Genomic DNA, 13,881 nt, shown 5'->3' on the forward strand with positions numbered 1-13,881 from the left:
ATATTGCGTAAGTAATATCTTTTTACGCAAAGATATATCTCATACAACCATTTCGCCGCCCCCACTAATAACTACACATGAACGACACACTTTCCACCTTTATTATTTTAATCTTTAGTAACTTTTAAATTACCTCCCCTTACACTCAAACGCGCACTAGCCAAAAAACAGCTTTCAACCTACATCAAGCTCAGAAAACACCTACAGAACTTTGTAACTACCCGGAGCACTCCAGCGATTAAGCTAAATCGCAGGTCAGACACTTCCCACAATCAGCTGACCTCTTCCCGATTCATTGCGAGTGCTTTTATGAAACCCATCAGCTACAACAAATACCGTTCAAGTAAAAGTTACAACAGCCGAATACGCTTTCTTATCTTCCACTACACAGCCGGCAACTTCTCCAGCTCGGTGAAGATTCTGACAGGGCCGAGCGTCAGCGCCCACTACCTGGTTCCGGACATCACTGATCCAAGTTACCTGAGCGAAGGTTTTACCGCACAGGAAGTCTTCAACCTGGTGGATGAGTCCCATCGGGCCTGGCATGCGGGCGTCAGCCAGTGGGGCAGTCGCAGCAATCTGAATGACACCTCCATTGGCATTGAAATCATCAATCTTGCGACGGATAACAACGGCGATTTCACTTTCCCGCCGTATCATCCCGAACAGATCGCTGCCATTGAAGAACTGGCGCTGAATATCCTCAAGCGCTACCCGGACATCACTCCGACCCAGGTATTAGGTCACTCGGATATCGCGGTTGGACGAAAAAGCGACCCGGGACCTGCGTTTCCCTGGCATGCGCTTTACCTCAAAGGCATCGGCGCCTGGTTCGATGAGGCCACCCGGGACGACTTTCTGCAGCGATACAACGCCAGCGCCATTCCATCGCGCAGCGAGTTGTTGGCGCTATTCAAGTCCTACGGATATGACATCTCAGGCGCTGAGACCGAGCAAGGTTTTAAACAACTGGTCCGGGCCTTTCAGATGCATTTTCGCCCGGAGCGTTACGATGGGGTCATGGATGCGCAAACAGCCGCAACCCTGGCGGCGCTGGTATCCAAGTACTTTCCTCGATAGCCCATAAACACAATCGGCAAGGTCATTCAGCATGACCTTGCCTGCTGCGTTACAACGAATACTTCTGCAAATTGCCCATCATTTCCTTCAGCGCTTCAATGTTGTCCTTCGGATGCGCCGCGCCCTCGAAATCACAAATCTGCTGCCAGTGCGCCGCCACGTCCTCCGGGGAGAAACCCACCCGTGGGTCGAACCCGGCGCCCAGGCTGCGCTCCCAGCGCACCTTGCCCATCCAGCCGCCGCCGACTTCGAACAGGCCGGAAGTTTCCTGGCAGTTTTCGCTGGCCAGGTACACCACCAGCGGGCTGACCAGTTCCGGTTTGAGTTGTTCGAACACTTGCGGCGGGATCAAGCCTTCGGTCATGCGCGTACCGCCGGTGGGGGCGATGGCGTTGACCAGGATGTTGTTCTTGCGGCCTTCGATGGCCAGGGTACGGGTCAGGCCGTAGAGGCCGAGCTTGGCCATGCCGTAGTTGGATTGGCCGAAGTTGCCGTAGATGCCCGAGGTGGACGCCGTGAAAATCACCCGGCCATAGTTTTGCTCGCGCATGTGCGGCCAGGCCGCTCGGGTGACTTTATAGGCGCCTTCGACGTGGACGCGGTACACCAGGTCCCAGTCGGCGTCTTCCATTTTGTGGAAGGTTTTATCACGCAGGATGCCGGCGTTATTGACCACCACATCGACACGACCGAAGACGTCGAGGGCATGTTGCACGAGCTTGTCGCCATCGGTGACCGAGTCGTGGTTGGCCACGGCGGTGCCACCGGCGTCACAGATTTGCGCGACCACACGGTCGGCGGCCGACGCATTGGCGCCTTCACCCTGGGTCGAACCGCCGAGGTCGTTGACCAGCACCTTGGCGCCCTGTTGAGCGAACAACAGCGCGTGCGCCCGTCCCAGGCCGCCACCCGCACCGGTGATGATCACGACTTTATCTTCGAAGCGCACAGATTCATTCATGGGAGAACTCCAACAGGCCAGGGACATTGCCTTGGAGTTTCAGGCACGGCGCAGCGGGTCACAATGAACTGAGGGGAGGCTGAATGGTGCGCGATAAGGCTGGGGGATGATGAACGTCAGACAACGAGGACTTTGTGGCGAGGGAGCTTGCTCCCTCTCCACAAGGTGTTCAGCGTTCAGCCGGACTCAGGAACACGCCACCTTGAGCGGCGGCAGCACCTGCTGATCGCGAAACGCCAGATAGTGCTTGAGCACCTCGCACGGCGCCTCGATCTGCGGGTAATGGCCGATGTCGGTCAGGAGCACCGCATCCGGGTTGGGGATCAGCTCCCGATAGCGCGCGACCATGTGCGCGCCGGAGATCGGATCGACCTCACCATCAATCACTCGCAACGGCACTTCACCGCGCTGCATGGCGGCGACCCACCGATCGCGCTGCACCCGCCGCTCAGGGATGTAACCGATCAGCTTGTGCATGACTCGCGGCCCGTGATTGCTGTCGATCAGGCTCCAGAAGTCATCCATTTGGCTTTCAGTGGGACGGGTCTGCGGGCCGAAGATCTGGCGGAAACTCTTCACCAGGCCATCACGACTGAACGCGCGACCAATCATCCAGCCCAAGGGGCTGAGCAGGAGTTTTTGCATCAGCACCGGACGGTGGGTTTCCGGGAACAGGCCGCCGTTGAGGAACACGCAACTGGCGACGTGAATACGGGCTTCATAATGCCGGGCCAGCAACTCCTGAGCCACGCTGTCGCCGTAATCATGCGCCAGCAGGTGCACGGGCTGCTCGACACCCAGTTGGGCCAGCAGCGCCTGTTGCAGATCAGCCTGCTCCAGCAAACTGTACGAGTGGTTGACCGGTTTGGCCGAGTCTCCGAAACCGAGCATGTCGCAGGCTATCACCCGATAGCGCTGAGCCAGCGGCTGCCACAAGTAATGCCAATCCCAACTGGCGCTCGGGAAGCCATGAATGAGCAGCAACGGCTCACCCTGCCCTGCCGTCCAGTAACGAATGGTCTGGCCACGGAAGACGAACGTCTGGCTGCGCTTGCGCCAGATACACAGCGGAATCTCAGCGAGTGCCATTAGAGTTTATAACCCGGGTCTTGTTTATCGAGTTTGCGCAGCAGCGCTGGCCAGGCCAACGCTCCGCCCATGCCTTGAGCACTTTTGGTGACACCGGCGATCATCGCCTTGGCACCCGCCAGAATCTGCGGTTCGATGGCGATCAGTTCGGCGCCACCGCCCTGCGCCATGACCTGGATATCGCAGGCGCGCTGGAAGGTAAACATCATCAGGAAGGTGTCGGCGATGGTGCTGCCGCAGGTCAGCAACCCGTGGTTGTGCAGCATCAGGAAATTGTTTTCCCCGAGGTCGGCCTGCAGTCGCGCCTTCTCTTCGTGGTTCAGCGCAACACCTTCGTAGGCGTGATACGCCAGGCTGGAAAGGACAAACAACGACTGTTGGCTGATCGGCAAAATGCCTTGTTTCTGCGCCGAGACCGCAACACCCGAGGCAGTGTGGGTGTGCAGCACGCAGACGACATCATGACGAACCTCGTGCACCGCGCTGTGGATCGTATAGCCGGCCGGATTGATCTCGTAGGGGCTGTCCATCAGCTTGTTGCCGGCCTGATCGACCTTGACCAGGCTTGAGGCGGTGATTTCGTGAAACATCATCCCGAACGGGTTGATCAGGAAGTCTTCGGTGCCGGGCACCTTGGCCGAGATGTGGGTGAAAATCAGATCGTCCCAGCCGTGCAGGGCAACCAGGCGGTAACAGGCCGCCAGGTCGACCCGGGTCTGCCACTCGGCGGCACTGACCTGGTCTTTGACGCTGTTGGAGGATTGGACGGGGGCTACGCTCACGGCAAGGAACCTCTGTTTTTATTATGGAGTGTTTCCAATGACTACCGAGTCTAGACACCCCCAAAGGTTCGCGTAGTTGCATTAGCAGCCAGCTTGATGGCCGAGCGAGTCAGTCGCCCCATGAAATGGGAGCCACGTCAAAGTACCGCCGCCAGAGAAGACGAGGCGGCCCCTGTCTGCCGCCCCGTCAGCGTCCTGAAAATCGATGTTTACAAGCGTCGAGCGGTGCCTGATCAGCCTCGCAGAGCGCCGACCAGCTCTGCCAGCCAGGGCTCGGCGTCCGTTTCCGGCGTGACGCTTTCACTGGCGTCCAGGCGCAACATTGGCAGGACTTCGCGAATGCCGAGCTCACCGAACAACTCGCGCATCAGCTCGCCACCGCCGCAGAAGGTATCGCCATAGCTCGCATCGCCCAAGCCGATCACCGCGCCCGGCAACCCACGCCAGGCTGCCGGCAATTGGTCACGGATCGCGAAATACAGCGGTTGCAGGTTATCGGGTAACTCACCCATGCCGGTGGTCGAGGTCACTGCCAGGAAGGCCTGCGGGCCAAAGGCCTGGACATCGGCCAGACTTGCACGGGCGTTGTGAAAGGTTTCGAAACCCGCGGCTTGCAAAAGGCTGGCGGCGTGACGGGCAACCTCTTCAGCCGTGCCGTACACCGAGCCGGAAATGATGGCGACTTTCATCAATCTGATCCTGAAGCTGAGTAAAAGACCGGGATCTTAACAGCACGGTCTTTATTGTTCTTTTAGAATCCCCGGACAACCGACAAGGAAGGGTTCCGCCCATGATCAACGCGAAACTGCTGCAACTGGTGATCAACGCCTCCAACGACGGCATCGTGATTGCCGAAAAAGAAGGCGATCAAGACAAGATCCTGATTTACGTCAACCCTGCCTTCGAACGCCTGACCGGTTACACCAGCGAAGAAATCCTCTATCAGGATTGTCGCTTCCTGCAATCGGGCGACCGCGATCAGCCAGCGTTGTCGAAGATCCGTGATGCATTGAACAACGAAGGATCGTGCCGGGAAATCCTGCGCAATTACCGCAAGGACGGCACACCGTTCTGGAATGAGCTGTCCATTTCGACGGTGAAAAACCCGAGCAACGGACTGGTTTATTTCATCGGTGTGCAAAAAGACGTGACGGTGCAGGTCAAGGCCCAGCAGCGGATTGTGCAGCTTGAAGCGCAGTTGGCCGAGGTTCAGGCCGAACTGGCAGCGCTCAAAGCGACGAACGGTTAAAACAAAACAGCGAACCAATTGTCTTTAACTACAATCACCGAACGCTTTGTAACTAATTCTTTCGAGCCTGCCATGCAACGCGACGCGCTCCTCACCCAGGATGAGCTGGATTTTATCCAGACCATGCAACACAACCCGCAGCTCAATGTGCGGGACGCGACGTCGAGTCTGCTCGTCAATGGCGGTTCGCAAATCCGTGACTTGCTCACGCGCCTTGCCGCACACGAACAAGTCACCATTCAAGCCAACTTCGAAAACCAGCAAATAACTTTCCCGCTGCACCTGGTGGAAGACGAGTTTCATGCGTTGCATTTACGTCTTGGCGTCCCCAGCATTTATGAGGACGGCCCCTTGGTTCGCCCTTGGCGACTGGTGCTCGACGAACCGGTGGCGCTGGAGAACTCCCAGGGACAACCCGGCACGATGTGGGTGCACGAAGTCTCGTTCAAAGGGGTTTTGCTGGAGGTCCGCAACAAGACCAAGGCGCCGAAGCATTTCGCGCTCTGGTTCAGCCCTTCAGGCTACGAGCGAATTGCGCTGCGCGGCACCTTGGAGAAAGAAACCGAAAATGGCTTCTACGCCTATCAGTTGAGCCAGAGCGACACCGATGAAACCGAGCGCCTGCGCCAATACATCCTGCAGCAACATCGGTTGACTCATCCTGCGCTGCATCTCTGAACTCAAGTATCCAGATCGCCCGCCAGGAACTGTTTCAGACGCTGGCGCATCACCACACCCTCGTTCCCCAGGCAACCGATCGACGATCCGGCCAGGCTTTCCTGTGCCAGGTCGGACGCATCACCGGCCAACAACAACGGACACTCCAGGCTCATAGCCAGGCGATTCAAGCGCCGTGGCAATTCAGGGGCTGGTACGTGATTGGAAAAAAGCACCAGCGCCTGGGGCTTGATCCTTTCGCACACCAGGGTCAACTCGTCGAACGGCTGGCCAATGGTCAACACACGCACGCCGGTTTGCCCACTGCTCAGGAACAAGGCCGCTACCAGCAATTCCAGTTCCCGGCATTGGCCATCCAGGGCGCTGACGATGACTCGCCTTGGCTGCTTGTCACGGATCAACAGCAGCCGCTGCAATACCCGAGAGCGCAGAAAGCCGTCCAGGAACAGCCACTCGCTGGTCCGGCCGAATGAATCCTGGCGTTGCAGCAATTGCTTCCAGAGCGGGAGAAGGATGTCCTGAAACACGACCGGCTGGCTGTAGCTGGAATAGATCTGTCCATAGACCTGTTCGAGTTGAACGTCATCAAACGCACTGACGGCGGCCTGGACCTGTTGCTGCCATTGCGCGTAATCCGCTTGCACAAGGTCGTTGGGGATAATGTGGGACAACGCCTGCAGCGGCTCGGACCTGGCCAGAATCTTGCCAATCTTGCTGACCGCGACACCGCGTTCGATCCAGCCGAGAATGCTGCGCACACGCTCGATATCGGTCATCGAATACAGGCGATGCCCACTTTCGGTGCGCGTTGGCACGATCAGACCGTAGCGGCGTTCCCATGCGCGTAGCGTGACCGGATTGACGCCGGTCAGGCGCGACACTTCGCGAATGGGAAAAAGCTCTTGCTGCTCAAGAGATACAGTCTGCGGTACGCCTGAAGCAACATCAGTGAGTACGGGCATCTGGAGTTCGACGTCCATGTGTGGTTCGGACCTCATTCTAACTCCCCTTCCCCATCCCCATTCAAGCGATGTGTGATCGAAAAACAACAAATACGAAAACAGTTAGAATACGGAACAATCCTTGCTTGACCCGATACGCAGCCCTCTACCCCGGCACTGCGTTTGGCGAAGTTCCTATCCGGAACGACGCAAAGTCTTAATGGAGATACACAATGTCTACCTCACCCGTCACGCTGATGGTGGCGCGTCGCGTCGCCGATGGGCGCTATCAGGATCTGATTGCCTGGCTGCGCGAAGGCGAACAACTGGCCACCGACTTCCCCGGTTACCTCGGCTCCGGCGTGCTCGCTCCGCCGCCCGAGGATGACGAATTCCAGATTATTTTCCGCTTCGCCGACGAACAGACCCTGCACACCTGGGAGCACTCCGCCTCGCGGACTGCCTGGCTGGCGCGCGGCAGCGACCTGTTCGCCCATCCGACAGAGCATCGGGTCAGTGGCATCGAAGGCTGGTTCGGCGCAGCCGGCCAACGTCCGCCGCGCTGGAAACAGGCGGTGGCGATCTGGCTGGCGTTCTTTCCGGTGTCGCTGCTGTTCAACTTTGCTCTCGGACCGTTGTTGGGCGAAATGAGCCTGCTGCCGCGGATATTGGTCAGCACGCTGTGCCTGACGCCGTTGATGGTCTACTGCTTCATTCCACTGTCGACCCGGCTGCTGGCGGGTTGGCTCAATAGCAAACCTGTGCGCCGGTTGTCCGCCGAGCCAAGCCCTCAAAACCGCTGATCTCCTCCTGTAGGAGCGAGCCAGCTCGCGATGAGCCCAAGAACGCTGCGGGGTATCAGGCTCCCAGCGTTCTCGGGCTCATCGCGAGCAGTCGAGCGTCGACCGGCTGCTCCTACCGGGGGCGTAGGTGAACGCCGCATTGCGCTGTTATAGTTTTGCTCTTACCGCAAAGCGAGCCGTTCATGACCTCTTGCGCAGCCCCAATCCTCATCACCGGCGCCGGCCAACGTGTCGGCCTGCATTGCGCGCAGCGCCTGCTCGAAGACGGCCATCGCGTGATTTTCAGCTACCGCAGCGAGCGCCCCGGCGTGCAAACCCTGCGCGATCTGGGGGCGACGGCGCTGTTCGCCGATTTCGCCACCGAAGGCGGAATCCTTGCCTTCATCAGCGAACTGAAAACCCATACCGACAGCCTGCGGGCGATCGTGCATAACGCCTCTGAATGGCTGGCCGAAACCCCGGAGACCGAAGGCGAAGCCTTCACCCGCATGTTCAGCGTGCACATGCTGGCGCCCTACCTGATCAACCTGCATTGCGCCGAGCTGCTCGAACGCTCCAGCCCCGCCGACATCGTGCACATCAGCGATGACGTGACCCGCAAGGGCAGCAGCAGGCACATTGGCTACTGCGCCAGCAAAGCCGGGCTCGACAGCCTGACGCTGTCATTCGCCGCAAAATACGCGCCGGGCATCAAGGTCAACGGGATCGCCCCGGCCCTGCTACTGTTCAATCCTGATGACGACGCGGCCTACCGCGCCAAGGCGTTGGCCAAATCCGCGCTGGGTATCGAACCCGGCAGCGAAGTGATCTACCAGAGCCTGCGCTATTTGCTCGACAACCCTTATGTCACCGGCACGACCCTGACCGTCAACGGCGGAAGGCACATCAAATAAGTGTCCCGCGAGGATTTTCCATGACGTTATCCCTGCCTCAGAACGCTTTGTCTCAGAGCTATCGCGAGATCCTCATCGGTCTCGGTGAAGACCCCGACCGCGAAGGTCTGCTCGACACGCCGGTGCGCGCGGCCAAGGCCATGCGATACCTCTGCCACGGTTACGACCAGAGTGTCGAAGAAATCGTCAACGGTGCGTTGTTCGCGTCCGACAATGATGAAATGGTCATCGTCGACAACATCGAGCTCTACTCGCTTTGTGAACATCACCTGCTGCCCTTCATTGGCAAGGCGCATGTGGCTTATATTCCCACGGGCAAGGTGCTGGGCCTGTCGAAAATCGCACGGCTGGTGGACATGTTCGCCCGACGCCTGCAAATCCAGGAAAACCTCACCCGGCAAATCGCCGACGCGGTGCAGCAAGTGACCGGCGCGGCGGGCGTGGCGGTGGTCATCGAAGCCCAGCACATGTGCATGATGATGCGCGGCGTCGAGAAACAGAATTCGACCATGAACACCTCGGTGATGCTCGGCGCCTTCCGAGAATCGAGCAACACCCGCCAGGAGTTCCTGCAATTGATTGGACGGAGCAAGTAGTAATGCCACAACTTCAACCAGGCATGGCACGCATCCGGGTCAAGGACCTGTGCCTGCGCACCTTCATCGGCATCAACGAGGACGAAATCCTCAACAAGCAGGATGTGTTGATCAACCTGACCATCCTCTACGCGGCCCAGGAAGCCGTGCGTGACAATGACATCGATCACGCGCTGAACTACCGGACCATCACCAAGGCCATCATCGCCCACGTCGAGGGCAATCGCTTCGCCCTGCTTGAACGCCTGACCCAGGAGATTCTCGATCTGGTCATGGCCAACGAGTCGGTACTGTATGCCGAGGTCGAAGTGGACAAGCCCCACGCCCTGCGATTCGCCGAGTCGGTGTCGATCACCCTGGCGGCGAGTCGCTGAGTGCGTCTGGCGGATTGCCCGCCAGACTTTTATCATCCCGCGCCACGACTGGATTTCACAGAGCCCGCCATGAACGATCAACAACGCCTGGAACTCGAAGCCGCCGCCTTCCGCCGGCTGGTGGCCCACCTGGACAGCCGCAAGGATGTCCAGAACATCGACCTGATGAACCTCTCGGGTTTCTGCCGTAACTGCCTGTCCAAGTGGTACAAGGCGGCGGCCGACGAACGCCAGATCGAGGTCAGCCTCGACGAAGCCCGCGAAGTGGTTTACGGCATGCCGTACGCCGACTGGAAAGCCCAATTTCAGCAAGAAGCCAGCGCCGAACAACAAGCGGCGTTTGCCAAAGGAAAACCCAATGAGTGATTTGAACACCCTGCGCGCCAGCCTCAAAAGCGGCGAACACGCCTTCGCCGATACCCTGGCGTTCATCGCCGCCGGTTACGACTACCAGCCACAGGCGTTCAACAACGGTGGTGTGGAAAACGCCGCCGGACAGAACGAAGGTTCGTGCAAGACGCTGGGCCTGGCACTGCTGGAAGGCTTGAGCGATGAAGAAGCCCTGCTGGCGTTCGGCGAACACTACCGTTCGGTGCTGGCGACGCCTGAAGGCAGCGATCACGGCAATATCCGTGCGTTGATGGCCCATGGCCTGGCCGGCGTGAAGTTCGCTCAACAGCCCCTGACCCGCCGCTGATTTAACTTGCAGGAGCAGTCGGGCGACGCTCGATTGCTCGCGATGGACGACAGGGCACCGCGGGGTGTCAGGTTGCCAACGTTATCGTTGACCACCATCGCGAGCAGGCTCGCGCCTACAAGTTCAGCGTTCAAGGCGCCCGAACCACGTCCTGACTTTTAAGATTGATCCCGCCACTTTATTTCGTTTGCCCGCCAGTGCTGCTCACGGCTTAGATAAAAGGAAGTCCTCCTTCTTCCGAGCCGGTCATTCATGAGCAGCGAAAGCATCAGCCAGTCGATCAACGTCGTTCACCCTGTCACCCTCAGCCACGGTAAAAACGCCGAGGTCTGGGACACCAATGGCAAACGCTACATCGACTTCGTCGGTGGGATTGGCGTACTCAACCTCGGCCACTGCCATCCGCGCATCGTCGGAGCCATTCGTGAACAGGCCACCCGGCTGACCCATTACGCGTTCAACGCGGCGCAACATGAACCCTACATCGCCTTGATGGATCGCCTGAGCGCGTTTGTCCCGGTGGATTACCCTGTCAGCGGAATGCTCACCAACAGCGGCGCCGAGGCGGCGGAAAACGCCCTGAAGATCGTGCGCGGCGCCACCGGCCGCAGCGCCGTGATCGCCTTCGATGGAGGCTTCCACGGTCGTACGCTGGCCACCCTCAACCTCAACGGCAAAGTCGCGCCCTACAAACAGAAAGTCGGTGTGTTGCCAGGCCCGGTGTATCACCTGCCCTTCCCGAGCCAGGACAACGGCGTGACCTGCGCCGAGGCCCTGAAGGCGATGGAGCGGCTGTTCAGCGTCGAGATCGATGTCGAAGACGTGGCGTGTTTCATTGTCGAACCCGTGCAGGGCGAGGGCGGTTTCCTGGCGATGGACGTTGAGTTCGCCCAGGCATTACGGCGCTTCTGCGACGAGAAAGGCATTGTGCTGATCGCCGATGAAATCCAGTCCGGTTTCGGCCGTACCGGCCAACGCTTCGCCTTCTCGCGACTGGGCATCGAGCCTGACCTGATCCTGCTGGGCAAAAGCATCGCAGGCGGCGTGCCGCTGGGTGCGGTGGTCGGGCGCAAATCACTGCTCGACAACTTGCCCAAGGGCGGACTCGGCGGCACCTACTCGGGCAATCCCATCGCCTGTGCTGCCGCACTGGCGACCCTGGATGAAATGACCGATGCCCATCTGCAAGCCTGGGGCTCGCAGCAGGAAGAAGCGATTGTCAGCCGCTACGAATCCTGGCGCACGAACAAGCTGTCGCCGTACCTGGGACGACTGACGGGCGTCGGGGCGATGCGCGGCATCGAAATGATCAAGCCCGATGGCACGCCGGCAGCGGCGCAGTTGACGCAATTGCTGGCCCTGGCGCGGGACGCCGGTTTGCTGCTGATGCCCAGCGGTAAATCGCGCCACATCATTCGGCTGCTGGCCCCGTTGACCACGGAGGCAGCGGTGCTGGAGGAAGGGTTGGATATTCTCGAAGCTTGTCTGAAGAAATTGGTCTGAACACCTCCCTTCCCTGTAGGAGCGAGCCTGCTCGCGATGGACGACAGGGCACCGCGGGGTGTCAGGTTGCCAGCGTCATCGTTGAACACCATCGCGAGCGTGCTCGCTCCTTCAGGAATGAGATTTCTTCGAGGCAATAAAAAAACCGGCCGAAGCCGGTTCTTTTACGATCGCAGAATCAAGCGTTCTGCAGATTGTCCAGGTAACGCTCGGCATCCAGTGCCGCCATGCAGCCCGCACCGGCCGAAGTGATGGCCTGACGGTACACGTGGTCAGCCACGTCACCGGCCGCGAAGATACCTTCGAGGTTGGTCGCCGTGGCGTTGCCATCACGGCCGCCCTGCACAACCAGGTAGCCGTCTTTCAACGTCAGCTGACCTTCGAACAGCGAGGTGTTCGGGGTGTGGCCGATGGCGATGAATACGCCGTCGACTTTCACTTCGTCGAAGCTGCTGTCGTTGTTCTTCAGACGGGCACCGGTCACACCCATGTTGTCGCCCAGGACTTCGTCCAGGGTCGCGTTCAGTTTCAGAATGATCTTGCCTTCGGCCACGCGGGCGTTGAGCTTGTCGATCAGGATTTTCTCGGCGCGGAAGGTTTCACGACGGTGAATCAAGGTCACGGTGCTGGCGATGTTGGCCAGGTACAGCGCCTCCTCCACAGCGGTGTTGCCGCCACCGACCACAGCCACTGGCTTGTTGCGGTAGAAGAAACCGTCGCAGGTCGCACAGGCCGAAACGCCTTTGCCCATGAATGCTTCTTCGGACGGCAGGCCCAGGTAGCGGGCGCTGGCACCGGTGGCGATGATCAGCGCATCGCAGGTGTAGGTCGCGCTGTCACCGGTCAGGGTGTACGGCTTGGCAGCGAAGTCCACGGCGTTGATGTGATCGAAAACGATCTCGGTTTCAAAGCGCTCGGCGTGCTCTTTCATCCGCTCCATCAGCGCCGGGCCGGTCAGGCCGTGGACATCGCCCGGCCAGTTGTCGACTTCGGTGGTGGTGGTCAGTTGACCGCCGGCCTGCATGCCGGTGATCAGCAGCGGCTTGAGGTTGGCACGGGCGGCATAAACCGCGGCACTGTAACCGGCAGGGCCGGAACCGAGAATAATCACTCGCGAATGACGGACTTCAGACATGACCTGCTCCTGTTGACCGGCCCGGAACACCTGGCGCGGAACGCCGGCTTGCCGGCGGGAATTAAAAAAGGACCATTGAAAGCCTTGGGGAAGGCTGGAACTCGACAGTCCTGTAAAAAGATTGGGTGCAGCGTATCGAGGGGGCGAAGATTAAGGAAATACGGTTTAACAATCCAGCTCATAGGTGGTCTCTATCCGATCACCGTGATTATCAGGACGCCTTTGTTACAGTTAATGTCGATGCCGCTACCGCGCTTTCGCCCGTCAGGCAAAGCCGGTAAGGTCGGCGCGTTTTCCCTCTGCTCGGAGCACGTTATGCCCGCCCCTGTTCTGTCCGGCCCGCAATACCTGCGCGAAGGCCTGAAACTGGTTCTCAGCCCCAGCCTGCGCCTTTTCGTAATACTTCCACTTGCGATCAACCTGGTGCTGTTCGTCGGATTGATCTATCTGGCCGGCCATCAATTCAGCCTGTGGGTCGACACCCTGATGCCGTCCCTGCCCGACTGGCTGAGCTTCCTCAGTTATGTCCTGTGGCCGCTGTTCGTGGTGCTGGTGGTGTTGATGGTGTTCTTCACCTTCACCCTGCTCGCCAACGTCATCGCCGCGCCGTTCAACGGCTTTCTGGCGGAAAAAGTCGAAGTGGTGGTACGGGGTACCGACGACTTCCCGGCATTCAGCTGGGGCGAGCTGATCGCCATGATCCCCCGTACCCTGGCCCGGGAAATGCGCAAGCTCGGTTACTTCCTGCCACGGGCGATCGCTCTGTTCATTCTTTCGTTCATCCCGGTGGTGAACATCATCGCCGCGCCATTGTGGCTGCTGTTCGGGGTCTGGATGATGGCGATCCAGTACATCGACTACCCGGCGGATAACCACAAGCTGGGCTGGAACGAAATGCTCGCCTGGTTGCGACAGAAGCGCTGGCAGTGCATGAGTTTCGGCGGCATCGTTTATCTGGTGCTGCTGATTCCGGTGGTCAACATTCTGATGATGCCGGCTGCGGTGGCCGGAGCGACGCTGTTCTGGGTGCGTGAACGTGGGGTTGAGAACCTGGTGACCCAGCGCTGAGACGGTCACAAATCCATCATGCAAACGCCATA

17 protein-coding genes are annotated in these 13,881 nt (G+C 59.2%); 11 read left to right on the forward strand and 6 right to left on the reverse strand.

Features of this window, described 5'->3' with window-relative positions; all coding sequences use genetic code 11:
- Positions 1 to 309 precede the first annotated feature (309 nt).
- Positions 310 to 1,080: an N-acetylmuramoyl-L-alanine amidase gene (locus ACVWYU_RS11685; RefSeq protein WP_457372743.1), complete on the forward strand. Its 771-nt coding sequence runs from the start codon at positions 310 to 312 to the stop codon at positions 1,078 to 1,080.
- A 49-nt stretch (positions 1,081 to 1,129) separates the two neighbouring features.
- On the opposite strand, the gene ACVWYU_RS11690 is transcribed toward ACVWYU_RS11685, so the two are convergent.
- From ACVWYU_RS11690 to ACVWYU_RS11705, 4 genes are all read right to left on the reverse strand, one after another.
- Complete coding sequence (locus ACVWYU_RS11690; RefSeq protein WP_457372744.1) at positions 1,130 to 2,041, reverse strand: SDR family oxidoreductase; 912 nt, start codon at positions 2,039 to 2,041, stop codon at positions 1,130 to 1,132.
- A 186-nt stretch (positions 2,042 to 2,227) separates the two neighbouring features.
- Positions 2,228 to 3,130 carry an alpha/beta fold hydrolase gene (locus ACVWYU_RS11695; protein ID WP_247255981.1) on the reverse strand — a complete coding sequence of 301 codons (903 nt, stop codon included), beginning with the start codon at positions 3,128 to 3,130 and terminating at the stop codon, positions 2,228 to 2,230.
- Positions 3,130 to 3,912 carry a class II aldolase/adducin family protein gene (locus ACVWYU_RS11700; protein WP_090316226.1) on the reverse strand — a complete coding sequence of 261 codons (783 nt, stop codon included), beginning with the start codon at positions 3,910 to 3,912 and terminating at the stop codon, positions 3,130 to 3,132. Before ACVWYU_RS11700 ends, ACVWYU_RS11695 begins: the two co-directional genes overlap by 1 nt.
- Before the next feature lie 233 nt (positions 3,913 to 4,145).
- Positions 4,146 to 4,601, reverse strand: a complete 456-nt coding sequence (locus ACVWYU_RS11705; RefSeq protein ID WP_247255983.1) for a flavodoxin — start codon at positions 4,599 to 4,601, stop codon at positions 4,146 to 4,148.
- Positions 4,602 to 4,702: 101 nt separating this feature from the next.
- Here ACVWYU_RS11705 and ACVWYU_RS11710 point away from each other — a divergent pair, with 101 nt between their 5' ends.
- Positions 4,703 to 5,161 carry a PAS domain-containing protein gene (locus ACVWYU_RS11710; RefSeq protein WP_090316220.1) on the forward strand — a complete coding sequence of 153 codons (459 nt, stop codon included), beginning with the start codon at positions 4,703 to 4,705 and terminating at the stop codon, positions 5,159 to 5,161.
- 72 nt (positions 5,162 to 5,233) lie between these two features.
- Positions 5,234 to 5,839 (forward strand): hypothetical protein, encoded by a 606-nt coding sequence (locus ACVWYU_RS11715; protein ID WP_090316218.1) that lies wholly within the window; start codon positions 5,234 to 5,236, stop codon positions 5,837 to 5,839.
- Positions 5,840 to 5,841: 2 nt separating this feature from the next.
- Here the strand turns inward: ACVWYU_RS11715 and ACVWYU_RS11720 are convergent, their stop codons facing one another.
- Positions 5,842 to 6,801, reverse strand: a complete 960-nt coding sequence (locus ACVWYU_RS11720; RefSeq protein ID WP_457372837.1) for a MerR family transcriptional regulator — start codon at positions 6,799 to 6,801, stop codon at positions 5,842 to 5,844.
- A gap of 212 nt (positions 6,802 to 7,013) precedes the next feature.
- Between ACVWYU_RS11720 and ACVWYU_RS11725 the strand changes: the two genes are divergently transcribed.
- The 7 genes from ACVWYU_RS11725 to ACVWYU_RS11755 all read left to right on the forward strand — a co-directional run bounded on the left by ACVWYU_RS11725 (position 7,014) and on the right by ACVWYU_RS11755 (position 11,646).
- Positions 7,014 to 7,583, forward strand: a complete 570-nt coding sequence (locus ACVWYU_RS11725) for an antibiotic biosynthesis monooxygenase (protein ID WP_457372745.1) — start codon at positions 7,014 to 7,016, stop codon at positions 7,581 to 7,583.
- Between the two features lie 182 nt (positions 7,584 to 7,765).
- Positions 7,766 to 8,476, forward strand: coding sequence for a dihydromonapterin reductase (gene folM, locus ACVWYU_RS11730; protein WP_390958774.1), 711 nt, complete (start codon positions 7,766 to 7,768; stop codon positions 8,474 to 8,476).
- 20 nt (positions 8,477 to 8,496) lie between these two features.
- The gene (gene folE, locus ACVWYU_RS11735; RefSeq protein WP_090316205.1) at positions 8,497 to 9,072 is read left to right on the forward strand and encodes a GTP cyclohydrolase I FolE; all 576 of its coding nucleotides are present in this window, start codon (positions 8,497 to 8,499) and stop codon (positions 9,070 to 9,072) included.
- A 2-nt stretch (positions 9,073 to 9,074) separates the two neighbouring features.
- The gene (gene folX / locus ACVWYU_RS11740; protein ID WP_008026970.1) at positions 9,075 to 9,446 is read left to right on the forward strand and encodes a dihydroneopterin triphosphate 2'-epimerase; all 372 of its coding nucleotides are present in this window, start codon (positions 9,075 to 9,077) and stop codon (positions 9,444 to 9,446) included.
- A gap of 69 nt (positions 9,447 to 9,515) precedes the next feature.
- Positions 9,516 to 9,812, forward strand: a complete 297-nt coding sequence (locus ACVWYU_RS11745; RefSeq protein ID WP_047537806.1) for a DUF1244 domain-containing protein — start codon at positions 9,516 to 9,518, stop codon at positions 9,810 to 9,812.
- Positions 9,805 to 10,143: a HopJ type III effector protein gene (locus ACVWYU_RS11750; RefSeq protein WP_090316202.1), complete on the forward strand. Its 339-nt coding sequence runs from the start codon at positions 9,805 to 9,807 to the stop codon at positions 10,141 to 10,143. The genes ACVWYU_RS11745 and ACVWYU_RS11750 overlap by 8 nt, the downstream gene beginning before the upstream one ends.
- Before the next feature lie 252 nt (positions 10,144 to 10,395).
- On the forward strand, positions 10,396 to 11,646 hold the full coding sequence (locus ACVWYU_RS11755; RefSeq protein ID WP_457372746.1) for a 2-aminoadipate transaminase: 1,251 nt from the start codon (positions 10,396 to 10,398) through the stop codon (positions 11,644 to 11,646).
- A gap of 178 nt (positions 11,647 to 11,824) precedes the next feature.
- Here the strand turns inward: ACVWYU_RS11755 and trxB are convergent, their stop codons facing one another.
- Entirely contained in the window at positions 11,825 to 12,781 is a 957-nt protein-coding gene (gene trxB / locus ACVWYU_RS11760) for a thioredoxin-disulfide reductase (protein ID WP_390958769.1), read from the reverse strand.
- 315 nt (positions 12,782 to 13,096) lie between these two features.
- On the opposite strand from trxB, the gene cysZ reads away from it, so the two are divergent.
- Positions 13,097 to 13,849: a sulfate transporter CysZ gene (cysZ, locus tag ACVWYU_RS11765; protein WP_457372747.1), complete on the forward strand. Its 753-nt coding sequence runs from the start codon at positions 13,097 to 13,099 to the stop codon at positions 13,847 to 13,849.
- Positions 13,850 to 13,881 lie beyond the last annotated feature (32 nt).

It is taken from the genome of Pseudomonas sp. TE12234 (genome assembly GCF_054061835.1).